Origin of the sequence: Paenibacillus radicis (ex Xue et al. 2023) (assembly GCF_024722015.1) — a bacterium.
In the GTDB taxonomy this organism is placed as follows: Bacteria; Bacillota; Bacilli; order Paenibacillales; family NBRC-103111; genus Paenibacillus_S.
Genome location: NZ_JANQBD010000002.1, coordinates 418,326 through 441,526, shown reverse-complemented (window position 1 = coordinate 441,526; position 23,201 = coordinate 418,326). Strand labels below are relative to the sequence as shown.

General features: G+C 41.0%; 24 protein-coding genes, 1 riboswitch and 1 other annotated feature. Of the genes, 15 read left to right on the top strand and 9 right to left on the bottom strand.

Annotated features, from left to right (window positions below; genetic code table 11):
* The first annotated feature begins 118 nt into the window (after window positions 1-118).
* Entirely contained in the window at window positions 119-382 is a 264-nt protein-coding gene (locus tag NV381_RS04620) for a hypothetical protein (RefSeq protein ID WP_258212096.1), read from the top strand.
* Window positions 383-499: 117 nt separating this feature from the next.
* Here the strand turns inward: NV381_RS04620 and greA are convergent, their stop codons facing one another.
* On the bottom strand, window positions 500-979 hold the full coding sequence (greA, locus tag NV381_RS04615) for a transcription elongation factor GreA (protein ID WP_258212095.1): 480 nt from the start codon (window positions 977-979) through the stop codon (window positions 500-502).
* A 117-nt stretch (window positions 980-1,096) separates the two neighbouring features.
* Here greA and NV381_RS04610 point away from each other — a divergent pair, with 117 nt between their 5' ends.
* A complete protein-coding gene (locus NV381_RS04610; protein ID WP_258212094.1) occupies window positions 1,097-1,645 on the top strand; it encodes a GNAT family N-acetyltransferase in 549 nt (182 codons plus the stop codon).
* A 51-nt stretch (window positions 1,646-1,696) separates the two neighbouring features.
* On the opposite strand, the gene NV381_RS04605 is transcribed toward NV381_RS04610, so the two are convergent.
* On the bottom strand, window positions 1,697-2,104 hold the full coding sequence (locus NV381_RS04605) for a hypothetical protein (RefSeq protein ID WP_258212093.1): 408 nt from the start codon (window positions 2,102-2,104) through the stop codon (window positions 1,697-1,699).
* Window positions 2,105-2,464: 360 nt separating this feature from the next.
* On the opposite strand from NV381_RS04605, the gene NV381_RS04600 reads away from it, so the two are divergent.
* Complete coding sequence (locus NV381_RS04600; RefSeq protein WP_258212092.1) at window positions 2,465-3,076, top strand: zinc dependent phospholipase C family protein; 612 nt, start codon at window positions 2,465-2,467, stop codon at window positions 3,074-3,076.
* Window positions 3,077-3,209: 133 nt separating this feature from the next.
* Here the strand turns inward: NV381_RS04600 and NV381_RS04595 are convergent, their stop codons facing one another.
* Window positions 3,210-3,509, bottom strand: a complete 300-nt coding sequence (locus NV381_RS04595; protein WP_258212091.1) for a hypothetical protein — start codon at window positions 3,507-3,509, stop codon at window positions 3,210-3,212.
* Window positions 3,510-3,797: 288 nt separating this feature from the next.
* Between NV381_RS04595 and NV381_RS04590 the strand changes: the two genes are divergently transcribed.
* The 3 genes from NV381_RS04590 to NV381_RS04580 all read left to right on the top strand — a co-directional run bounded on the left by NV381_RS04590 (window position 3,798) and on the right by NV381_RS04580 (window position 8,131).
* On the top strand, window positions 3,798-7,130 hold the full coding sequence (locus NV381_RS04590; protein WP_258212090.1) for a DEAD/DEAH box helicase: 3,333 nt from the start codon (window positions 3,798-3,800) through the stop codon (window positions 7,128-7,130).
* A 76-nt stretch (window positions 7,131-7,206) separates the two neighbouring features.
* A riboswitch (cyclic di-AMP (ydaO/yuaA leader) is annotated at window positions 7,207-7,350 on the top strand.
* Between the two features lie 106 nt (window positions 7,351-7,456).
* On the top strand, window positions 7,457-7,627 hold the full coding sequence (locus NV381_RS04585) for a hypothetical protein (protein ID WP_258212089.1): 171 nt from the start codon (window positions 7,457-7,459) through the stop codon (window positions 7,625-7,627).
* A gap of 135 nt (window positions 7,628-7,762) precedes the next feature.
* Window positions 7,763-8,131, top strand: coding sequence for a VOC family protein (locus NV381_RS04580; RefSeq protein WP_258212088.1), 369 nt, complete (start codon window positions 7,763-7,765; stop codon window positions 8,129-8,131).
* 101 nt (window positions 8,132-8,232) lie between these two features.
* Here the strand turns inward: NV381_RS04580 and NV381_RS04575 are convergent, their stop codons facing one another.
* Window positions 8,233-8,475, bottom strand: a complete 243-nt coding sequence (locus tag NV381_RS04575) for a hypothetical protein (RefSeq protein WP_258212087.1) — start codon at window positions 8,473-8,475, stop codon at window positions 8,233-8,235.
* Window positions 8,476-8,591: 116 nt separating this feature from the next.
* Between NV381_RS04575 and NV381_RS04570 the strand changes: the two genes are divergently transcribed.
* The 3 genes from NV381_RS04570 (at window position 8,592) to NV381_RS04560 (ending at window position 13,753) form a co-directional block, all read left to right on the top strand.
* Window positions 8,592-9,569, top strand: coding sequence for an aldo/keto reductase (locus tag NV381_RS04570; RefSeq protein ID WP_258212086.1), 978 nt, complete (start codon window positions 8,592-8,594; stop codon window positions 9,567-9,569).
* A gap of 719 nt (window positions 9,570-10,288) precedes the next feature.
* Window positions 10,289-12,205, top strand: coding sequence for a threonine--tRNA ligase (thrS, locus tag NV381_RS04565; protein ID WP_258212085.1), 1,917 nt, complete (start codon window positions 10,289-10,291; stop codon window positions 12,203-12,205).
* Between the two features lie 92 nt (window positions 12,206-12,297).
* Window positions 12,298-12,534 (top strand) — a binding site (T-box leader).
* A 46-nt stretch (window positions 12,535-12,580) separates the two neighbouring features.
* The gene (locus NV381_RS04560; protein ID WP_258212084.1) at window positions 12,581-13,753 is read left to right on the top strand and encodes an aminotransferase class I/II-fold pyridoxal phosphate-dependent enzyme; all 1,173 of its coding nucleotides are present in this window, start codon (window positions 12,581-12,583) and stop codon (window positions 13,751-13,753) included.
* Window positions 13,754-13,825: 72 nt separating this feature from the next.
* On the opposite strand, the gene NV381_RS04555 is transcribed toward NV381_RS04560, so the two are convergent.
* A complete protein-coding gene (locus tag NV381_RS04555) occupies window positions 13,826-14,137 on the bottom strand; it encodes a hypothetical protein (protein ID WP_258212083.1) in 312 nt (103 codons plus the stop codon).
* Between the two features lie 339 nt (window positions 14,138-14,476).
* On the opposite strand from NV381_RS04555, the gene NV381_RS04550 reads away from it, so the two are divergent.
* Entirely contained in the window at window positions 14,477-16,090 is a 1,614-nt protein-coding gene (locus tag NV381_RS04550) for a sensor histidine kinase (protein ID WP_258212082.1), read from the top strand.
* 43 nt (window positions 16,091-16,133) lie between these two features.
* Here the strand turns inward: NV381_RS04550 and NV381_RS04545 are convergent, their stop codons facing one another.
* Window positions 16,134-16,643: a C40 family peptidase gene (locus NV381_RS04545; protein ID WP_258212081.1), complete on the bottom strand. Its 510-nt coding sequence runs from the start codon at window positions 16,641-16,643 to the stop codon at window positions 16,134-16,136.
* A 361-nt stretch (window positions 16,644-17,004) separates the two neighbouring features.
* Here NV381_RS04545 and NV381_RS04540 point away from each other — a divergent pair, with 361 nt between their 5' ends.
* The gene (locus NV381_RS04540) at window positions 17,005-18,381 is read left to right on the top strand and encodes a HAMP domain-containing sensor histidine kinase (protein ID WP_258212080.1); all 1,377 of its coding nucleotides are present in this window, start codon (window positions 17,005-17,007) and stop codon (window positions 18,379-18,381) included.
* 17 nt (window positions 18,382-18,398) lie between these two features.
* Window positions 18,399-19,049, top strand: a complete 651-nt coding sequence (locus NV381_RS04535; protein WP_308861655.1) for a phosphatase PAP2 family protein — start codon at window positions 18,399-18,401, stop codon at window positions 19,047-19,049.
* Between the two features lie 47 nt (window positions 19,050-19,096).
* Here NV381_RS04535 and NV381_RS04530 read toward each other — a convergent pair whose 3' ends face one another.
* The gene (locus tag NV381_RS04530; protein ID WP_258212079.1) at window positions 19,097-19,840 is read right to left on the bottom strand and encodes a YheC/YheD family protein; all 744 of its coding nucleotides are present in this window, start codon (window positions 19,838-19,840) and stop codon (window positions 19,097-19,099) included.
* 50 nt (window positions 19,841-19,890) lie between these two features.
* Complete coding sequence (gene panD / locus NV381_RS04525; protein WP_258212078.1) at window positions 19,891-20,304, bottom strand: aspartate 1-decarboxylase; 414 nt, start codon at window positions 20,302-20,304, stop codon at window positions 19,891-19,893.
* Window positions 20,305-20,483: 179 nt separating this feature from the next.
* Between panD and NV381_RS04520 the strand changes: the two genes are divergently transcribed.
* From NV381_RS04520 to NV381_RS04510, 3 genes are all read left to right on the top strand, one after another.
* On the top strand, window positions 20,484-21,692 hold the full coding sequence (locus NV381_RS04520) for a threonine synthase (RefSeq protein WP_258212077.1): 1,209 nt from the start codon (window positions 20,484-20,486) through the stop codon (window positions 21,690-21,692).
* A 104-nt stretch (window positions 21,693-21,796) separates the two neighbouring features.
* Entirely contained in the window at window positions 21,797-21,949 is a 153-nt protein-coding gene (locus tag NV381_RS04515) for a hypothetical protein (protein WP_258212076.1), read from the top strand.
* Between the two features lie 118 nt (window positions 21,950-22,067).
* Window positions 22,068-22,484, top strand: coding sequence for a VOC family protein (locus tag NV381_RS04510; protein ID WP_258212075.1), 417 nt, complete (start codon window positions 22,068-22,070; stop codon window positions 22,482-22,484).
* Window positions 22,485-22,562: 78 nt separating this feature from the next.
* Here the strand turns inward: NV381_RS04510 and NV381_RS04505 are convergent, their stop codons facing one another.
* Window positions 22,563-22,946: a DoxX family protein gene (locus NV381_RS04505; protein ID WP_258212074.1), complete on the bottom strand. Its 384-nt coding sequence runs from the start codon at window positions 22,944-22,946 to the stop codon at window positions 22,563-22,565.
* Between the last annotated feature and the right edge of the window lie 255 nt (window positions 22,947-23,201).

The following is a 23,201-nucleotide window of genomic DNA, read 5'->3' as shown; positions in this document are numbered from 1 at the left end:
TTCTTAGGTTCTGGAATCATTCGCATTAGTGTGATATGGTTAAATGATATTTCGTTTACACATTATTGCTGTCTTTAGAGTTCATTCACACAAATAAACATAATAATGGAGTGTTAAGATGAGTAAAGGAAGAGTCTGGAACAAGGGCAAACGCAATGGTGGAGGAGGACCGCCAGGGGGAAGTAAGAATAAAGCAGTAACCTCTAAGGAGAATCCTCTTCAGCAAGCTGGAGCAGTTCCTACTGAAAGCCACATAGTGGATATGGATAATCCGATAAATCGGGTAACTCGGATGAACCGCGAGAACTGGGTAGTCCGGCCTGCTCGAATAATCCGCAAGGGATCTGGTAACGATGAAGGTAATGTGAAGGATGAAAGCTAAATATTGGCTGAGTGATGCATTTAGAGATAGCAGATAAAGCTGGCATAAGTTGAAGATAATAATGAGGGAAGCCAAGTCATTGGCTTCTCTTCTTAATTGAATTCAGGTTATGTTAATTCACATCGCCTTAATTTCAAGCAACTCATATTTGATAAGCCCAACGGGCGCATTTACACTAATGATATCGCCAACTGATTTTCCCATGAGGGATTTTCCCAAAGGACTCTCATATGAAATTTTATTTTCCAGAACATCAGCTTCAGCCGCGCCTACGATCCTATACTCAAGCTTTTCCGAAACTTCTACATCATTCAGTATAACAATGGAACCAACACTGACGGTTGTAATGTCTAAGCTGTCCAGATCAGCAACACGAACCTTATTTAACATTTTTTCTAATGTAAGGATCCTTGTTTCCATAAAAGACTGATCGTTTTTGGCAGAATGATATTCGCTATTTTCTTTCAAATCACCATAACTAATAGCTGTTTTAATACGAGCGGCTATTTCTTTGCGCTTTACTGTTTTAAGGTCTTCCAATTCAAGCTCTAATTTAGTTAATCCCTCTCGTGTTAAAACAATTTCATCTTTTGACATTTTGACAACTCCTAATTATGTGTACAATTTTTATGTGACATCCTATCTTGTATTCTCTATTCTACACTATATCAGGGAATCATGCGAAAATGAGTTGAAATGAGGAGATTATGGATAATGGAATTATACACGCAAAGATTAGTTTTGAAGGTAATCGATGAATCAGCTGCTGATGCTGTATTGGATTTTATATTGCGGAACAAGGAATTTCTAAAAGAATGGGAAGCTCATAAAAAGATCGACCATTATACATACCAAGTTCAGAAGGAACTGTTACTTGAGGAGAATCGAAAGCTAGTGCATGGTGAGCTATTTAAGGTATGGATCTATAAGATAGAGGATAGAAGTCGAATCATCGGCTCAATAGCTTTAAATAATATTGTTAGAGGTGCTTTTCAAGCTTGCCACCTAGGGTATCGAATCGATAAGGATGAACAGAATAAAGGCTATATGACGGAAGCATTGCAAGAAATTATTAAGCATGCATTTACCCAATTGAAGCTGCATCGAATAGAAGCGAATATATTGCCGAGAAACAAAGCCTCTTTAAAAGTAACCGAACATTTAGGCTTTTATAATGAAGGTTTGGCGATAAAATATTTAAAGATCAATAATAAATGGGAAGATCACATCCATATGGTTTTAAGAAATATAGAAATGGAGTGAGTTTTTCTACAGCCCAAGTAGCACATAAACTTACATGGACTCAAACCGTTTCTATGTATTTCTGTCTCCATAAACACTTCTCTTAATGATATCTGCGAACTCCTTTTTTTGCGATTGGTATACGGATGGAGGAATGCTTCCATTAGCGAATCGTATATCCAATTGTTTGGTCAATTCAGTGATTTGCAGATTAATAATGTGATTCACATCTTCATTATTGTTAACGGCAATATCCGCCAGTGATTTGCCTTCCAACAAAGAATGATAAACCTCCTCATCAGAAGAAGCGCCGAGCATTTGTAAAAAATCATCTTTTGCAGCAACTTGCAAGTTCTGAGCTTCATATTTCTCCGGTTGGCCGTGTGAAGCTTTAGCACTTGTTTCCTCGCTCCATAAACCTCCGCTAATGGTTATGCCAAGCGTCATGGTGCTGATCATTAGAATTCGTTTTGGATTCATTGAGAACGTCCTCTTTTCATAAAAAATGCATATCAAATAATTGAATCTAGTAATCTAGTGTTAGTTACATTCAGTTTAACATAGGTAAACAAATATAGCCTTGGACTCAAGCAGAGGTTTCCCCCCGTCTCAAGTCTAGTTTTATTGAAGTATGACCTTTGTTGTGGACAAAAAGACGCTCTAAATTGCTGGACCATCCATCTATAAACGGCATTGTATTTATTTTAATGATATCTATATGAGATCAATTTGATCTTTTTTACATATTTTACATATTAAATGTCTGATTAGTACTATAAGAGTATTACTTAATTGAAGTCCTCTTCAGCTACATAACAAATAGCAAAGGACGTGATAGTTTTGCCGTGGTCTATGATTCATCTCTCGATAGCTAATCAGATATATGGCGCTGAAGCAAATCCAAGTTTTCTACTAGGAAGCATTGCTCCGGACGCAGTACTTGTAAGAGAAAAAGGTAAAGTGAGCAAATCCAAATCCCATTTATTGAATAAAGCAACGGGTCAAACAGAAGATTTCGTTACCTTCTATGAATCGCAAAGTAAATTATCGACTGATGTAAATTTAAAGCCGTTTCTTTTGGGCTATATAAGTCATATCGTCGCCGATATTAATTGGGGAATGATTAAGAAAGCTGTCTCTCAACAAATGCACCCTAATCCAATAAACGACTTATTGTGGGATGAAGAGAACCAGAACGATTTTAATTTATTTCGTACAGTACCGTGGAAAGACTGTGTTATAGATCAAGTTATGCATGCACCAATTTATGAATTAACAAGCCTATACACTTCGAATGAACTTCATAGATGGCGGAAGCAGGTTTTTGATTGGTTTGATGTGCCAAGTAATGAACCTCAAGTTCCTATAACCTATCTTACTAAGGACGTTGTAGAAGCCTTTATAGTAAATACAGCCGATGAGCTTAAGGAATTATTTATAAAGTTAAAATGATAGGATCTGCTTTTGCGGACAAAAAAAGCTATCCCGCATAGATCGATGTCAAATAAAATGTGCATCTAAAGACCCTTTTAGGATCTGTAGATGCACATCAAATTTACTTCGATGAGTGGTTACGATGTGCTTTTTATTTTACATAATAAGCTCCAACGGGTAAGGCTATTGATTTATCGACAACAACCAAGCCTACGCCGCCTGGAATGAAGGCGACTTTGGAGTCTTTGCCTATCAAATAGTTGCCAGGAACATATGTACCATTAACCATGGTTTGGCCTACGGACCAGAAGATTAGAGGTGGAGGTGTGACATGGATCGTTGTGGGTGTTTGGGTTGTTGAATCGGCGGCTGCCGCAACGCCAGCCGCGCTTGTAAGCATCAAAGCTGAACAGACCACAAGTGCAGAAAACTTCGTTTTTAGCAAATTCATTTGAACCACTCCTTTTATTTTATTGTTATGTAACTTTCAGATTCTGGTATAAATATCCAGCTGGCAATTATTACCCATCATTTTTTTAAACGAAACATCAGGAGGGGGAATACCAGCATAGCTGTCATTACCGTAAAAGGTATGAATATATAGGGCTGATTATTCATAACTCTGATATATTTTCTTTATGGGGCTCCATTTATTTATTAGTATTTTTTCTGCTATCATTAAGGAATAAAACAAATCCGGTATATTGAATGGATTGAACCAAGGAAGGATTGTAAGGCAATGAGCTTTCAGTTGACTCAGCGTGTCATTAAGTTGTTATGCGGCTCGTTTTCTTACGAAAAAGGAGAAGCTTATTATCGCGCACATAAAGTAACTTTAATAAATAATAATCCGAATTCATCACTATATGAAGCCATTGTCCAAGGTGGCAGCAGCTACCAGGTTAATGTTGAAATTGATCGAAACGGGGATGTGGATGCGGAATGCACTTGTCCTGCTTATTTAGCAAGTGACAAGTACTGTAAGCATATCGCCGCCGTATTACTGAACATCCATGATCTACAGCAGGAAGGTGAAGTGCCGATTCGCTCTTACGCTTCAATGCTGCAGCCGGAATACGAATCGCGAAACAGGCTCGGGCATGTCGAACCCCGCTTCGGAGCTTCCAGAGGTGGCCGATCTGCTGATCCGACAGGAGATATTCAACTGACCAACGGAATTCTGAAGCTATTTGACCTCAGGCCACAGCGTTCAAGCGGCACCCGGCCTCTATTCGATGCAAGAACCCCTCTTGAGGTGGAGTTTATTTGTAAAACCTTTCCCTATGGCTATCGGAAGTATTTGTTCGGCATTGAGATCAAGTTCGGTCCCAAGCGACTATATATTGTACAGAAAATAAGAGATTTTCTTGATCGATTCGACCACAGAGAATCCTATGTATTTTCTAAAAATTTCTCCTATGATCCGGAGCTCCATAGTTTTCAGAAGGAGAATGATGATGTAATTCGGCAGTTAGCCCAAATTTATAATAATGAGCAGATGTATCGTGAAACCTCTAATCCTTATTCTAGTCATGGCAATGGTATGAGCGGCGATAGAATGCTTCTGATTCCATCCTATTCATGGGAAGCGCTGCTTCCTTTGCTTATCAAGGCGCCGTCCATACAGCTGGTGCATGAAGACCGGACATTCGATGGGTTTCATCTATCCGATGAAGCGATCCCGCTTCTCTTTAAATTCGACGAGTCCTCACATGCCGCTGGGTATCAATTGGATATTCAAGGTCTGGAGCAGATTACAATAATGGAATCTTATGGGATAGCCCTTTTTGAAGGAAGGCTTCTTAAGCTGCAGCCGGAACAATGTAAGCGATTAGTGGAGCTTAAGCAAATGCTGGAATCTTCGCGCAAGCACCAAATCCAGATATCACAAGAACAAATGGAGCCTTTTATGGAAAAGGTAGTACCCGGTTTGATGAAGCTGGGTAGCGTCAGTATCGCTCAATCCGTCTCAGAACGCATTGAGCATACTCCATTAAAGGCTAAGCTGTATTTGGATAGAGTAAGGGATCGTCTACTGGCGGGATTAGAATTTCAATATGGCGATATTGTCATTAATCCTTTGGAAGGAAACAGTCATAAGCGCGGCAGCGATCGCATCCTCATGCGTGATGGTGATCAAGAACGACAAATCATGGAGCTAATGGAGCAAAGTCTCTTCACCAAAACAGAAGGCGGATACTTCATGGATGACGAAGAAGCGGAATACGATTTTCTGTATCATGTCGTACCTCAGCTAGAAAAGCTTCTGAAGGTATACGCCACATCGGCTGTTAAAGCAAGACTTTATACTGGCCATACACCTCCTAAAATATCCGTTGATGTGGATGAACGAACCGATTGGCTGGAATTCCAGTTTGATATGGAAGGTATTCCGGAATCGGAAATCCGCAATCTGTTGAAATCCCTTGAAGAGAAGCGCAACTATCATCGGATGCCTAACGGAGCTTTTTTACCACTAGAAGGTGAAGAGTTTCTAGAGATTATCCGCTTCATGAATGAAATGGGAATCAGTAAAGGAGATCTAAAAGGGACGAAATTTCACATTCCAGTAGTTCGCGGCCTCCATCTGATGGATTCTCAGAGACAAGGCAATGCGGTTAAATTAGGCAAATCGTTCCGAAGGCTATTGGAAAATATGAGAAATCCAGATAATCTGGATTTTGCAGTACCTGAAAGTCTTATACCTATTTTACGGGATTATCAGAAGTATGGCTTCCAATGGATGAAGACACTGGCGCATTACCATTTTGGCGGTATACTGGCCGATGATATGGGCCTTGGCAAAACATTGCAGAGCATCGCCTTCATCGTTTCGGTACTACCGGAGATAAGAAATCGAGAGCAGCCGGCGATTATCGTATCACCAGCTTCACTTGTTTACAATTGGCGGAATGAGTTGAAGAAATTTGCGCCGCAGATTCGGTCTGTCATCGCCGATGGCAGTAGGGCGGAGCGCAGCAGTGCTCTGAAGAATCTATCTCAAGCCGATGTTATTATTACTTCATACCCGCTTTTGCGCAGGGATATCGATCTATATGTTACGCAATCGTTCCACACCCTTATTTTGGATGAAGCTCAGGTTTTTAAGAATCACGCTACTCAGACAGCACAGGCTGTAAAGTTGCTGCAGGCCCAGTATCGATTTGCCCTTACCGGAACCCCGGTAGAGAATAGGCTGGAGGAATTATGGTCCATATTCGATGCGGTGTTCCCTGAGTTGTTCCCAGGTAGAAAGGCATTCAATGATTTATCTCGGGAAATCGTTGCCAAACGAATACGTCCGTTTCTACTTCGTCGCCTGAAGACAGAAGTACTGAAGGAGCTGCCGGAGAAGATCGAATCGCTGCAAGCCTCCGAGCTGCTGCCTGATCAGAAGAAGCTGTATGTGGCTTATTTGGCCAAACTGCAGAAGGAAACATTGAAGCATCTGAATGAGGAGGGCTTTCAAAAAAACCGGATCAAAATATTGGCCGGCTTGACTCGACTCCGCCAGCTGTGCTGCCATCCTGTGCTGTTCGTTGAAGACTATACTGGAAGCTCGGCTAAATTCGAGCAGTTAATGGAGATTATTGATGAATGCAGAAGTGCAGGTAAACGGATGCTGATTTTCTCACAATTTACTGAAATGTTAGGTCTGATTGGAAGAGAGCTCGGCTATCAAGGTGTACCTCACTTTTATTTGGATGGGAATACCCCAACTTCCGATCGTGTCGAGCTATGCAGCCGATTTAATGATGGTGAACGAGACTTATTCCTTATCTCGCTTAAGGCGGGTGGGACCGGGTTGAACTTGACTGGAGCGGACACGGTAATCCTGTATGACTTATGGTGGAACCCTGCAGTGGAGCAGCAGGCAGCCGATCGAGCACACCGAATTGGACAGAAGAATGTGGTGCAGGTGATCCGGCTTGTAACCCAAGGTACCGTTGAAGATAAAATGTACGAGCTTCAGCAAAAAAAGAAGAACCTGATCGATGAAGTGATCCAACCCGGACAGGAAGCATTATCGGCTCTGACGGAGCATGAAATTCGAGAAATTCTAATGATTTAGTAATATTGCCTTATTTTTAATAAATGGGGTTTACAAAATAAGCAATTAGGGGTTAGAATATAGTACAACTTAATATCACTTTAGCACGCTGAGTTTTCTTTAAGAAAAACGGGGGAACCAAGTTTATTGGGGTGAATCGACGTATCTCATATACGTTGTAGGGCGATTTCTCACCGCCCAAATCCGACAGCTAACCTCGTAAGCGCAAGTGGGAAGGATAGATTTGCTTTTTTAAGCACAAGGTCTAGCCTTGTGTTTATTGTGTTTTAAGGAGCAAAAAAATCTTTCCGTCTCTACTTTTTTTAATTTGAGAGGAGGATTTATTTATGGTCAGCAAAGAAAAATTATTTAACCTGTTGGACGGATTAAACGAGCTTGATCAAAGAGCAGCTTATGATTTCATTCAGTATCTGGCTCATCGGAATGGCGGCAATAAATTAAAGTCTGAAGATGTAGTCGATTTATTTGGTAGAAATTATTTCATAGTGCCAGATTAATCATTCAATAGAGTTAACTTCAAGCAACGATAGGGACAGCTGTTTCATTACAGCTAGTCCCTTTTTTGTTTGAAGAATAAAGAGGGAAATATCGATTCCAGATCGAATTTTACTCATAATGGCATATGGGGAGGGATGACATTGGAGTCACAGCTTATTAAGAGTAAAGTTGGAGCTATTTTTATACCTGTAAGTGACATTGAAAAAGCAAGAAATTGGTATTGCTTATTACTTGGTCTTAAACCTGACTTTGATATTATTGCGGGTCATCTGTGTTGTATTCCGATGGATAATAACGGTTTGAACGTTGTTTTGGACAGTAAAATCTATACGAAGGATGCGTATTTTAGAACACCGACGTTTCATTTTAATACGGATGATATACAAGAATCTTTTGATTTCATGAAGGGTCTAGGGGTTGAATTGGTTACGGATATTGAGCATGGTCACTGGTTTAATTTTAAAGATCCGGATGGAAATATATTAATGATTTGTAAGTGTTAAAACTTGGTAATAGAAATGCAAAAGAAGTTCGATAAGCCATTCAAGAGACTAAAAGACCAATCTTATGACTGGTCTTTCAATCGGGGCTTGATTTTTGTTTATTATTGTTGTTGTTGTTGCTGCTGCTTCTGATCCTCTGAATTTTCTGAATCTTGCAAGGTTTGCTGGAGCTCCTGAAGCTGCTGAGAGCTTTCTTCGACTTGTTGTTGGATTTGCTGCAATTGCTGCTCGTTAACTTGTTGAGCTATTTTCTCGGTTTGTTGGGCAAGCTGCTGCGCCTCTTGTGCTGCCTGCTCGATTTGCTGCTGTACTTGCTTTTGCTTGGATGCTTCTTGCTCAGCCATGTCGTCACACCTTTCTAAATAAGTCCTCCTTCAAAGGATTTGTAAAATACCTTACAGGTATACCTTTACAATGAATAAATGAACTAAAATTTTTATTACGAATGGAGAGGGTAAGAATGGAATACGGTAAATTGGGTAAAAGTGGTTTGAAAATTTCGAAAATTAGCTTAGGCTGCTGGAATTTCGGCAGCTCGAACCCTGCTTTTGGTATTCCGGGTCGAGTGTCGCCTGAGGATTCGATTCGCCTTATTCACCAAGCCTATGACCTAGGTATTAATCTGATCGATAATGCTAACCGGTATACTGGTGGAGAAGCGGAAGAAATCCAAGGTCGCGCCATGAAAGGTCGTCGTTCTGATTTCGTGGTTGCAACCAAGCTGATGAAAAGAGTAGGCAACCGCCCCAATGACGAGGGTTTATCCCGCATACATATTATGCAAGAGGTTGATAATATTTTAAGGCGGCTTGATACGGACTATATTGATTTACTGCAAGCACATGATGTTGATTGGGGGACACCTCTTGAGGAAACGCTTCGTGCTTTTGATGATCTGATTCGTCAAGGAAAGATTAGATATATTGGCAGTTCCAATTTCCCTGCTTGGCTGCTCACAAAGTCGCTATGGATCAGCGATGTTAAAAACCTGGTCAGCTTCAGCTCCGCACAACCCAAATATAATTTGATCAGCCGTGAGGTGGAGAAGGAGCTTCAGCCATTATGCGTTGACCAAGGGATTGGAATGATAATCTACAGTCCGTTGGAAGGCGGTATTTTAACGGGGAAATATGATCAAGGAATACCTACGGATAGCCGTGTTGGCGATAATAACCCATTAACGCTTGATAGAGCAGTCCGGATGAAATCACAAGTTGATCGGGTTCAACATGGACTCTCAGTACTAAGAGAGGTAGCTCAGGAGCTTGGAAAAACACCATCCCAGGTTAGCTTGAATTGGCTCATTAACCGTCCAGCTGTTTCTTCGGCTATTATTGGTGCAACACGTCCGGAACAAATTGTAGAAAATGCCGGAGCGACGGGGTGGAAATTGTCTGATGAGCTAGTGCTTAAGCTGGAGCAGGCATTTGCCTTGTAAAAAACAACGGGATAACCCATACTTGCTTTATCACTCACACAACCTCATTGATCGTAATATTTATAATGAACAAGGAATAGCACAACATTATTTTTGGGGAAAATTTTATGCTGCTTGACAAGCAATATTCATTTAGTTATTATAATCTACAAATAATAGCTACTATCAAGGACATGAATACTTATAGATACCGAGCAGAGAGAGGGGCCACCGGCTGAAAACCCCTTCGGAAAGTGTAAGCTGTTTACCCCCTTGTAGCTGCGATATCGAAATCGTCATGAGAAATTCGTGATGACTGTAAACTTCGCCGGGAATTCCCGTTACAGAAATCAATGAGGACCCGTCATTTGTGAGGGTCAGAATCAGGGTGGAACCACGAGCCGAGCGCACTCGTCCCTTTTAGGACTTGTGTGCTTTTTTGCGTATATATTCATACATTAAAAGCTACAACCAAGGACATGAACGCTTTATAGATACCGGACAGAGAGAGGGGTCACCGGCTGAAAGCCCCTTCGGAGATCGTAAGCTGTTTACCCCCTTGCAGCTGCGATATTGAAATCGTCATGAGAGTAAACTTCGCCGGGAATTCCCGTTACAGAAAATTAATGAGGACCCCTCCCTTTTGGGGGTCAAAATTAGGGTGGAACCACGAGCACATTCGTCCCTTTGGATGAACTGTGCTTTTTGTGTTTCAAAAATTCAATTTTGGAGGAATAGACATGGAAATCAAGATCAAGCTGCCTGATGGATCTATACGGAATTATGGTTATGGTGCGACTGTTGAGATGGTGGCAGAATCCATTAGCAGCGGATTAAAGAAAACGGCAGTGGCAGGGAAAATTAATGGGGAAATGGTTGATTTAAGCCGAAGAATCGTGGACGATTGTGAAGTTGAAATTGTAACGCTTGAAAGCAAGGATGGCGTAGAAGTTTACCGTCATAGTACAGCGCATTTGATGGCTCAGGCCATTAAGCGCATTTATGGGCAGCAAGCCGTCAGGCTCGGTATAGGACCTGTCATTGAAGACGGCTTTTACTACGATATCGATATTGAAAAGCCTTTTTCAAGTGATGACCTGGCTGCTATTGAAATAGAAATGGAGAGGATAGTTCAAGAGAACATTCCCATAGTACGACGTGAAGTAAGCCGCGAAGAAGCTATAAAGATTTTTGAGAGGCTGGGAGACACACTTAAACTGGAGCTAATCAATGATCTGCCGGAGAATGCTGTAATTTCGATATATGATCAGGGAGAGTTTCTTGATCTATGTCGCGGGCCGCATCTTCCATCAACAGGCAGGATTAAGGCATTCAAGCTTTTGAATGTAGCGGGTGCTTATTGGCGTGGCAATTCAAGCAATAAAATGCTGCAGCGCATATACGGCACTTCCTTTCCGAAGAAGGCTCAGCTTGATGAGCATTTGCTGTTAATGGAGGAAGCCAAGAAACGGGATCATCGTAAGCTTGGCAAAGAGCTTGGGTTGTTCATGTTTTCGGAAGAAGCTCCAGGTATGCCGTTCTACCTGCCCAAGGGGATGTCGATACGTACAGAGCTCGTGAACTTTTCCCGAGAGCAGCAGATAAAGCAAAGTTATCAAGAAGTACTCACTCCTCTTATGATGAACCAGAGAGTATGGGAACAGTCCGGACATTGGGGGCATTATCATGAAAACATGTACTTTACAGATGTGGATGAAACTAAATATGCGCTTAAACCAATGAATTGTCCGGGACATATGCTTATATTCAAAAGCACCCTCCGCTCTTACCGGGAGCTTCCAATTCGTATATCCGAATTAGGCCAAGTACATCGTCATGAATTTTCTGGCGCTTTAAACGGGATGATGCGTGTACGAACATTTTGTCAGGACGATGCTCATCTATTTGTGAGACCTGATCAGATACAAGAGGAGATTGGTCGAGTTATTGACTTTATCGATCAGATATACAGCGTATTTGGATTTGAATATACAATCGAGCTATCTACACGACCCGAAGATTCAATGGGTTCTGAAGAGCTATGGGACCAAGCGGAAGCGGCTCTTCAGAATGTGTTGGATGTGCGGGGGATTAAATACCGCATAAATGAAGGGGATGGGGCATTCTACGGACCTAAAATCGATTTCCATATTCTTGATGCACTTAAACGCAGCTGGCAGTGTGGGACTATTCAGCTTGATTTTCAAATGCCCGAAAAATTTGACCTGTCCTACATCGGAGAAGATAACCAAAAGCACCGTCCTGTCGTTATTCATCGCGCAGCCTATGGGTCTATAGACCGCTTTATAGGGATATTAACAGAGCATTTCAGTGGAGCTTTCCCCATCTGGCTTGCACCTGTGCAAGCCAAAGTATTGCCGGTATCTGATAATTACATCGACTACGCACTTCAAGTGAAACAAATATTAGAGGATGCAGGTATCCGCGTGGAGGTAGATATAAGGAGCGAGAAGCTTGGCTATAAAATCCGTGAGGCGCAGCTCGAAAAAGTACCTTACATGCTGGTAGTAGGCGAAAATGAAAAAAATACAAGCACGGTAGCTGTCCGCAATCGGGGAGAGGGTGACCTCGGTACTATCGGTCTAAATGAGATAACAGAGCAAATCGCTCACGAAATTCGTGTTAAAAGAAAATGATAAGGAACCAGAATCCGCAGTATTTTTTTGAAATTTCTATTGACAGAATTTTAAAGTATGTTTATCATTACCTTTAATTTCATATTAGTACCATAAATTCATTGAAGAGAAAAAGTAGGTTGCAGGTCTGATCGTACAGAGAGTTGGGGTAGCTGAAAACCAACGTTCAGATGATAACCGAAAGCCGTCTCCGAGAAGCGAGCTGAAATGAAGTAAGCCCCGCCGCATTTCCTGCGTTAGAAGGAACACGTATTGATGGATACGTGAGCAGAGTGTCACTTTTTTAAGTGAAACTAGGGTGGTAACACGGGTTAAAACTCGTCCCTTGACATGGGGCGGGTTTTTTTGTTTTTTCAAAAAGAGGAGGAATTATTTATGACACATCATTCAATAGCTGATTTTATTTCGCCATCCGTACGTGAAATGCCACCATCCGGAATTCGAAAGTTCTTTGATTTAACCAATGGAAGGGCGGATATTATATCACTTGGGATAGGAGAGCCGGATTTCGTTACTCCCATGAATGTTAGAGAAGCGTGTATACAAGCGCTGAAGAAAGGAAAAACAACCTATACTCCGAATTCAGGACTTCTTGAGCTTAGGGAGGGGATTGCTGAGTATCTGTTCACTAACTTTAATGTCAAATATGAGCCATCCAATGAAGTGCTTGTCACGGTCGGAAGCAGTGAAGCTATTGATCTTGCATTGCGTACAATTATTACAGCTGATGATGAGATATTAGTGCCAGTTCCTTGCTACATTTCATATTCCCCTCTTACTTTTCTTGGCGGCGGAAAGCCTGTGGAGATTGAAACATTTGCCCAAGATGATTTCAAGCTCACTCCAGAGGCTCTAATCAATAAATTAACACCCCGCTCAAAGGTGCTTATGCTTTGCTATCCGAACAATCCGACTGGGGGCATCATGACCTATGAGGACTGGCTTCCAATCGCCAAAATAGTCGAGGAAAAAAATCTTATTGTCATTTCCGATGAAATTTATGCAGAGCTCACGTATAAGGGCAAACATGTCAGCTTCGCTTCTCTGCCTGGAATGAAGGAAAGGACCTTGCTGGTCAGCGGTTTTTCCAAAGGATTTGCAATGACTGGATGGAGAGTGGGCTACGTATGCGGCCATCCGGAACTAATTGCGGCTATGCTGAAAATTCATCAATATACCGTGATGTGTGCGCCTATTTTGGGACAGATAGCAGCTCTTGAATCATTGAAAAACGGAATGGAAGAAAAGGACTCCATGATGGAGTCGTACAATCAACGCCGGCGAATGATAGTTCAGAATCTACGCCAAATTGGCTTGCCTTGTCACGAGCCTCTTGGCTCCTTTTATGTATTTCCATCTATCTCGCACACGGGTTTGAGCTCTGAACAATTTGCTCAGAGGCTGCTTGATGAGGCGAAAGTGGCTACGGTTCCAGGCAATGTTTTCGGGGCTGGCGGCGAAGGATTTGTCCGATGCTCTTATGCTACATCGTTAACACAACTTGATAAGGCATTGGATAGGATTCAAACCTTTTTGAAAAACATTTGAATCCTCTCAATCCATAATGGTACACTAAACCAAGTCGTTGGAGAGTTGTTTTTCACAGCCTGCAGCGACTGGTTAGTCATACTTTTCGTCGTCGATTCTATGCCTATTTTCAACAATGAGCTCGGCTTCGGTTTCAAAATTCAAATACAACGGACCAGGAAGCCTGTCGATAATATCTTTGATCACGGATAATTCCAAGAACTCATCCAATGTTTGCGGCCGCTGATCTAACTCTTGGAACCACTCGCGAACCGCATCAATGAACAAGTAAAATGAAGCCTCAAATCCATTTGCAACTTCTTCTGCCTCAGCGTTTTCCGCTCCCAACATAGACTTCCAGTTTCTTAGAGTGGTGACTAAAGCCTGCTCAACCTTATCATTCATGTTAAACCTCCCGAATTGGAAATGACCTGTTTCTGCTTTTTCTACAAAGCTACATTATAACAGTATTGCGTAAAAACAGCAGATATTCAGCGAAAGTGGGTCTTTCGTACTTCATAATTTGTTGTATTCATTTCTTATTTTCGACAAAATAATACAATTATTTCAAATCCTTGCTATAATGAAAATAAGAATGAGAATGAAGAAAAGGTGATCCATATGGGTTTGTTAAAACATATACCTCTAAAAACATCTCTATTGTTTATAATAATACTAATTTTGTTGAATACATCCTATTATATGCATTATAAGGAGCTGCTCATAGAGAATCAAAAGGGAGTAATGAATCTTCTATATAAAAGCATCAAATCGAACCTTGAACATACTGTGGATGGAGAGTCGGTTGTCGAGGAATTACTGGGGAAAAATCTTAGAACGGTTGCGATTGCAGCCAAGCAAAAGTTAGATCCCGATTACAATAAAATCGATAATAATGAACTAAAGGCATTGGCAGGCGATCTTGGAGTCGATGAGATTACGTTATTTGCCAAAGTCAATGATGATATTATTGGAGTGAGATCGTCAGATCCGAAAGAGATCAATGTTAGCTCCAAAGGCTGGGATACGATCTACATTGCTTTTAATCAATTGTTTAAGCTGCAGGATGTTAATGTGGGCATGGGCCAAACTTTACCACATTATTGGAGCTATCCCATCGACACTGCCACGACAAGCCCTAATGAAGTCAATAAATGGGGGTACTATTACGATGGTACTACTAATTATATAATTAATCCCTTTTTGCATAAAAAGAGTTTTCGTGAATATCAAGAAATTACAAGAATAGAAGATGCGATTCAAGTATTAATGAAGGAAAATGGCCCTACTATACTGGAAGTGTGCGTCTTAAACTCCAATACATTTCTTGATCGTAAGCTTCCGGGCGATAATCCGACCCCTAGCAGTTGGTTTTCAGAAAGAGAAGTTTTTTTTGGAACTTATCAGCTTAGAGACTCTCGTGAGAAGCAGCATGCTGCATTGTCTATGGTAACAAATGAAATGGTTTTCTATACTACAGAAATAAACGGTAAATCTGTGATGAAAAGCTTCGCTCCTATCCCGACGGATTACTTAAAATATAATCCTTCCGGAAGTGCACCGTTAATAGCAATAACATCCGACTATACCGAAATCAATAGGGTGCTTAACAAACAATTGATGAACACTGTGTGGTTTATGGGGCTATGTACCTTGCTAGCGATAGTTATTGTGAGTTCCATTTTGTGGATATTCAGACGAAATAAGAAGCTTGCGCTTCAAAATGTTCAAGAAGCTTATGTTGGAAATATCGAAATGCTGTTTCAATCGGTTAGAGAGCAGAGGCATGATTTTATAAATCATATACAAACCATTCATGCGTTCCTAACTCTAAAACGTTATGATGACTTGCAGAAATACACCAATTCTCTCGTGGGAGAGATACGGATTATTAATGATCTAATAAATATTAATGATCCCGCTCTAATAGCGCTAATGCAGGCAAAATTAACGCAAGCTGAATCTTTGCATATCCTGTGTGAGTACGAATTCAAACATATGGATCAATTGAAGTTAAGCCCGATTAAAGCTACGGATGTCGTGAAAATACTAAGCAACTTAATAGATAATGCTTTTGACGCAACAATGGAGCTCGAAAAAAAATATCGCCATGTAAAAGTTAAAGGGGATATAGTGAACAACCAATTGCATTTTACTATAAGCAATACAGGCCCAGATATTCCCGAGAAATTACATACTCGAATATTCGAATCCGGCTTTTCTTCCAAAGTCAGCGGTAAAAATTGCGGACTAGGGCTGCATATAGTGAAGCAGCTAATTATTCGTTATAAAGGATCGATTCAAGTGAAAAGCAACGAAGGCGTTACCGAATTTGTAGTAGCAATCTCCTTATCCTGATGTTTATGAGAAAAAGCCCCGAATTTGGGGCTTTTTTGACGTGCTATTTAATGACGCGGCGGGCTGTCACGAATGTTCGATCCCATGTGCTTCCGGCAAAATTGGAAATCGTAACGCCGATTCCGACTTTATAGGTATGAAGTATTTTCCCATTGCCCATATAAATACCTACATGATTAATAACACCATCACGGTTAGTGTCGGAGAAAATTAAATCTCCCGGCTGCAGCTTGCTTTTGGATACAGGGGTACCGACCCCAGCTTGCTGTCTGGAGGAACGTGGCAGGTTGATTCCATTTTGTTTAAAAACATATTGGGTGAACGATGAACAATCAAAAGCATTCGTTTTTCCTGAAGGAGCTCCAAATTGATATCGGACGCCAAGAAAATGTTTTCCCGTTGCAATAACATTGTTTGCCACAGACGTACTGGACACAGTAGCCGCGTGAGCGGATTGAGGTGCCACCAGCGTACTTCCTGTAAAAGCAACCGCTAGGGTGAGGCTGATTCCCACTACAGCTTTACCAAGATGGTTTTTCTTCGTGTTGTTCATAACTCTTCCTCCTATGGTTTTGTCTGGTGTAGGCTTTGGCCTAACAACAACATACCACAAGAAAAATAGCCACTATTTACCTGAGGAGGGGAAAACCCTTACGCCGTTTGATTTTGACCGGTGTTATTAGAAATTCATTAGAAATAATTAATGTAAATAGTCTTGACATGAAAGAGCAATTAAGTAAAACATTCTCATTAATGATGAATTTATGAGAGAAGTGGAATACTTATAAAGAAATAAACAACTTATGCTATGAATTTGAGGGATTCGGGATGGTAATAATTTTTATCGTTGAGGATGTAATGAGCATGATACCATGGGGATAAAATATTCTAGGATCCCGATAAAATGGAAATTAATGCTTTGGTCGTTTATACTGTTATTTATCATATTTTTTGTTTATAACACGGCCCAATACATAGTTATTTACCATTGGCATATGAACCAAACCTATGAAGAAATTCGCAAGGACATGAATTCCATACAAGATTATTTTATTGCAGAGAAGTCAGATCAAGAGCAGATAGCAGACGCGACCCTTTTTGTTGAAAAAATCGTTAAAAACAATCAGTTAATACGTGTTATAAACAATAATGGTGACCCTGTTTTAATAGTTAGCAATGATTTGCCTGAGCAAGGGGTAACCCCTAAGCCTGTAGCAAAGCCGGAAATGGAAACAAAATGGTACCTTGAAGATCATTTGCTTATTATACGAAGCCCATTAATTACAGGCAATTTTACTGGAACTGTTGAGATCATTAACAATCTGGAGTCATTGGATAACCTCAACCAAACCCTTATAGTTATCATGCTATCCGGAGCGGGGATTGCTGTTATACTAAGTGGTTTAGGCGGATTGCTCATATCCCGTCAGCTTCTCAAGCCTATACAATCCATTACAGAAACGATGAAAAAAATAATGGAAAATGGTTTGCAGGAACGTGTCCCCTTTCATGATAATAAGGATGAGTTGTCTTACTTGGCAATAATGTTTAATGAAATGATGGAGCAGCTTGAGAAATCGTTCCGGCAGCAGAAGCAGTTCGTTGAGGATGCATCACATGAGCTTCGTACACCTATTTCTATAATTGAGGGGCATCTGTCCTTACTGAACCGTTGGGGGAAAACTAATACAGACATATTGGATGAATCGCTGACATCCTCTTTAGAGGAAATTGTCCGACTTAAAGAGCTTGTACAAGAATTATTGGAGCTTTCACGAGCGGAAGCCATCCATGAGAATGCAATTGAAGATTGGGCCGATGCGCGATCGATTATTCAACAGGTCGTTAATGATCTCTCCGTGCTTCATTCGGATGTTGAATTTATCGTACGATTGGCCAAAGAAGAATGCCTGCTGCAAATTTCTACGCATCATTTGAAACAAATTATTTTGATCATACTTGATAATGCCGTTAAATACTCACTTAATCAGAAGATGATAGAGATTAATATGGATCTAGTTCAATCCAATACAGCAAGTATTCAAATTATGGACCATGGTGTAGGTATTCCCAAAGAAGACATTCCGTTTGTATTTGACCGGTTTTACAGAGTGGATAAGGCTCGGAACCGAAAGCTGGGGGGCAGCGGCTTAGGACTTGCAATTGCCAAACGTATTATAAATAAATATCACGGCGATATTCTAATCGAAAGCAATGAAAATGAAGGTACAAGCGTGACTATATGGCTTCCTTGCAGAGATGAGTACATAGACCGTGGTTCTAAAAGCTAGAGTAGCGAGGAGGCTGCGTGTTGAATCTTAAGCTACGGTTAATCCCGGCTTTTATTATTAGCTTTATTTGTGTAAGTGGCTTTGGTATTATAGCCATGTTAATTCATAAAACAACCATTGATCATTTTGATCAATCCATTATCCATTTTGTTCAAAATTTGGAATCTCCCTTGATGACAACGATTATGAATGGCTTCTCATTTATTGGATCGAGCAGAGTCATTGCCATACTCATCCCAATCATTGCTGTTTACTTATATAAAGTTTTAGGACATCGCAGGGAGCTTGTTCTATTTATTGGGGTTAACATTGGGTCAGGTTTTTTGAACTTGGGGCTTAAAACTTTATTTCGGCGGGCTCGTCCAACCATTCACCAGATCGTACAAGAAACCGGGTTTAGCTTTCCCAGCGGTCATTCTATGGCAGCCTTTACTTTATATGGTGTGACAGCTTTTTTACTATGGCGACATACCTCTCATGCAATAAATAGAATGATATTAATTATTATAAGTATTGGAATGATTATTGCGATCGGGGGAAGCAGGATCTATCTGGGCGTTCATTATCCCAGTGATGTGTTAGGCGGTTATTTAGCAAGCGGCTTTTGGCTGGCAGTTGCCATATGGTTATTTCAGAGATTTGGGCAGCAGAAGCAACAAATCAAGTAATATAGCCTGAGCCCCTGCTTAAATAGAGGAGCTTCGGCTTAGTTTTGTTATTGTCTACGTTTTTTGGCATAAAACATAATTTGCCGGTATATGGATTTGTCCTTCAAATGTAAAAACAGAGCTTTGGATGGCTCGAAATTTGCTTCAATAATCCAAACATTTCCTTTGCTGTCCAACCCAATATCCAATCCCACCATTCGGATCCATCGATATGAGGAATGCAGCTGTCTAACTGCTATTAAAGCAATTCGATCGATTTCTTGCTGAATCTTTTCTTCAGAAATACCGGAAATATTCGAATTTCGGATGGCTGTTGAAATAGGAACGACCTTGCCTTTGCTGCGAGCCGTGTTGGTAATAATGTAGCCGGAACCAGCAATCTTTGCCAATTTACCTGTAATCGTCCAATTCGACCAGGTAGTCCTTTGAACCATAACACGAACGTCAAACGGTTTCCCGTTTACTTGGGCAAGCGGGATTTTCTGTTGAACGATCTTCAAAGTTCGCTTGGATTGGCTGCGTACGAAGTTGTAAGTAGATTGAAGTCCTGTAATCGTTTTTTTGCTTTTCCCATAATGAACCTCGTATTGTCTATCTCCCTTCGAAGAAACCTGGATTACTCCCAATCCACCACAAGCCCCTGATGGTTTGACTATGACTTTGTTATACTGATCTAAGAGAGTGGAAAAAGATTGATATCCTAAAACACGTGTAGCAGGAAGTGCAGACGCCAGTTCAGAGGATTCGATCATGATCTTATGTTTGGTCCATTTATCCAAATGATAAGCCATATTTTATTGTTCCCCCTTCTATCGTATTAGTGAACCATAATCCTGCACCTTTACTCTGGCTGTAAGTCACGCCAATTCACATCCCCGGCATCACTGTATAATGGATGCTCTTCACAGCTTGTAAGCTGATTATTCTTATCCACAAAAACGACTCTTGGTGCCAGTGCTTGCAGTTCGGCTTCGTTAAATAATCCGAGACTGAGTATAATAACCAAATCTCCAGGTTGAAAGAGATGAGCAGGTGGTCCGTTTAAGCATATTTGGCCTGAGCCTTCTTGTCCTGGCAGTGCATAGGTCTTCCAACGGGTTGCGTTACGTAAACTAGTGATTTGAACCATTTCATAAGGGTGAATATTGGCGGCTTTCAGAAGGAGAGCGTCTATCGTTATGCTTCCTACGTAGTCCAAATTCGCTTCGGTTACAGTGGCTCTATGAATTTTCCCTTTACACATCAATCTTTGCATGGAGCATCATTCCTCTTTCCTTATTGGAAAAAAAGACTCTCATTCACCTTATGACCGAAATTAAAAAATGGATTGGACGTTGGTGTAAAATAAAACAGGCTCCCTATAGATGCCCTTGCGGAATAAGCAAATCCTCATATGCTGTTAAAGAAACCTGACGACAGGAGGGCGAACAGCTTATGAGATTTTGGTTAGAGTGCAGAAAATGCGGGAAACAAATCTCTTTTCATATAAATGCTGGAGCATGCTCATGCGGAGGCGCATTGCGGGTCGAATATGATTTGGAGCTTGTTAAACATACCTTGTCAAAGGAAAGCTTAAATAATCGTATAGCATCGATGTGGCGATATGCTGAGCTTCTGCCCATTGAGAAGACAGAAAATATTATCACAATGGGGGAAGGCTTTACGCCCCTAGTTCCATTGACAAAAGCTGAACAAGCTCTCCCTCTTGGAAAGCTTTGGGTCAAGAGAGAGGAACAGAATCCTACAGGAAGCTTCAAGGCCAGAGGATTTTCAGTCGCATTGTCTATTGCCAATGAATATGGAATCCACAAGGTGGCGGTTAATTCTAATGGTAACGCTGCCTCTGCATTAGCGGCCTATGCAGGCTTCGCGGGAATGGAGGCGTATGTATTCCTTCCTAAGGATTGTCCATGGCTGATTATAGAAGAATGCCTTCATTATGGAGCTCATACTTACTTGGTTGATGGGTTAATACAAGATGCGGGCAAATTGATCAGAGAAGGAGAGCAAGAACAGAAGTGGTACAATGTCGGTACCATGAAGGAGCCGGGGAGAGCGGAGGGCAAGAAGACCATGGGGCTGGAAATTGCCGAGCAGTTACATTGGAAGCTGCCTGAAGTCATTATTTACCCGACAGGTGGGGGCTCTGGAGTTATCGGCATGTGGAATGCTTTTCAGCAGTTGAAGCAACTAGGTTTTATTCAAGGAGATCTCCCTCGCATAGTTTGCATACAAGAGACAGGCTGCCAACCAATAGTTACAGCACTGCAGAACAATGACTTATTTTCACCTCAGAGTGAAGATGTGAATTCAAGCCCTACGGGCATGAGAGTGCCGTATCCGCCTGACGGTCAGCTCCTCGTTTCGATAATACGTCAATCGGGAGGCACCGCTTTGGCTGTTTCTCAGGAAGAAATACGCCAAGCGCAGCTCTCTTTGGGTAAGCTGGGAATATCCTCATCACCAGAAGGCGCGGCCACATGGGCCGGCTTAATTCGTTTGCTTGATCAAGGGGGGATTAGCCGGTATAACGAGGTAGTTTTATTTAATACTTCCCACGCCATGAAATATAGGCAATTCAGCCACCGCACACTGCCTGTTGTGAAATCGTATAAGGAATGGGTTGGCTTAAATCCCTCGTAAAGTGTTATAATATTTAGTTGCAAACAATTTTCATAGAATAGACAAAGGGATGACTGAAATGAGACGTCTCTTTTTTTGTGAACTTATCATGGGAGGTTGTGAATGTGCAGGAGCTTGTTGGTCATTGTATAAAATGTAACAAACCGATTATGTGCGAGGATGGATTTCTTAACGGTATCGTAGTAGAGGATAAGACATTGATCTGCTTCGAATGTTCAGAAAATGAACAGTCGCAGTCTACATTTGCTGGTGATTAGCATGTTGCCATTCGATGCAATCAGCCAAAACAGCAATCGATAAGAAATCACTGATCTTGCCCTTTGCTATAATAGGGAAAGTGTACAAGTTGAAAATTAGAAGAAGAGGTGTTAGTTTATGGGAGTTAAGGCTGACAAAATTTTTGTTAATTTACCGGTCAAAGATCTAAACAAAACCGTCGATTTTTTTACTAGTATAGGATTTGAATTTAACCCCCAATTTACCGATGAAAATGCTACATGTATGGTTATCAGTGAACACATATTTGTCATGCTGCTAGTTGAACCCTTTTTCAAAACGTTTACCCAAAAAGATATTATTGATGCAACAAAAAGTACAGAAGCTATTATAGCTTTATCTGCTGACAGCAGGGAAAAAGTTGACGAGATTGTAAATAAAGCTTTGGCAGCAGGAGGAACACCTTCCAAAGAACCTATGGACCATGGGTTTATGTATTCATGGAGTTTTCAGGATATAGACGGTCATCTTTGGGAATTAGTATATATGGATGAAAGTGCGGTCAATCAAAATTAATTGCTGGGATAACAAGCTAAAAGCCATCGCATTGTTCAATGCGATGGCTTTTAGCTTGTTAATGAACTGCATTTGTTTTCATCGGCCTGATAGCTTGCGGCTGGGCGGACGCAAAGCCCACGACGCGATGACTAGTGCAAGGAAGACAACCGGCTGGGAGATTAATGCTAGGCTATCCCCAGAGAAAGCGTGAGATGCAGCAGCCCCGGTGAGCTCAAAGAAAAATCCCGCGTAGGCCCATTCCTTTAGGCGCGGCAAACGAGGTATTACGATCGCTATCACGCCAAGCAACTTCCACAAGCCTAGAATAGTAAGGAGGTAAGGAGGATAGCCAAGGTGGTTCATTACTTCCACTTGCTGCTCTCCGTGAGTGAAGAATAGGAAGCCGCCTATGACGAAGCTTGCCGGACCTAATAGGGTGGTTACCCAGTATGCGATTGTTTTAATTCTATTGGTTTTCATGTCAGATCTCCTATCTTTAGTTCATGCTTTCACTTCAATTACAGGGTATATTCTAGCCTATAACCAGTTCTGGGATTTCTTATAGATTGCTATTCTAAAGTTAATAACAACAATAATAATAACATGTTTGAACATATCATTGAAATAAAATAATCATTAATGAACATATATAAACATTTATATTCCCATTTCTATATTGAAAGATAAAGGATTTCCTAAAAAGGTATTGACAGAAATGTTTACCAATGATAATTT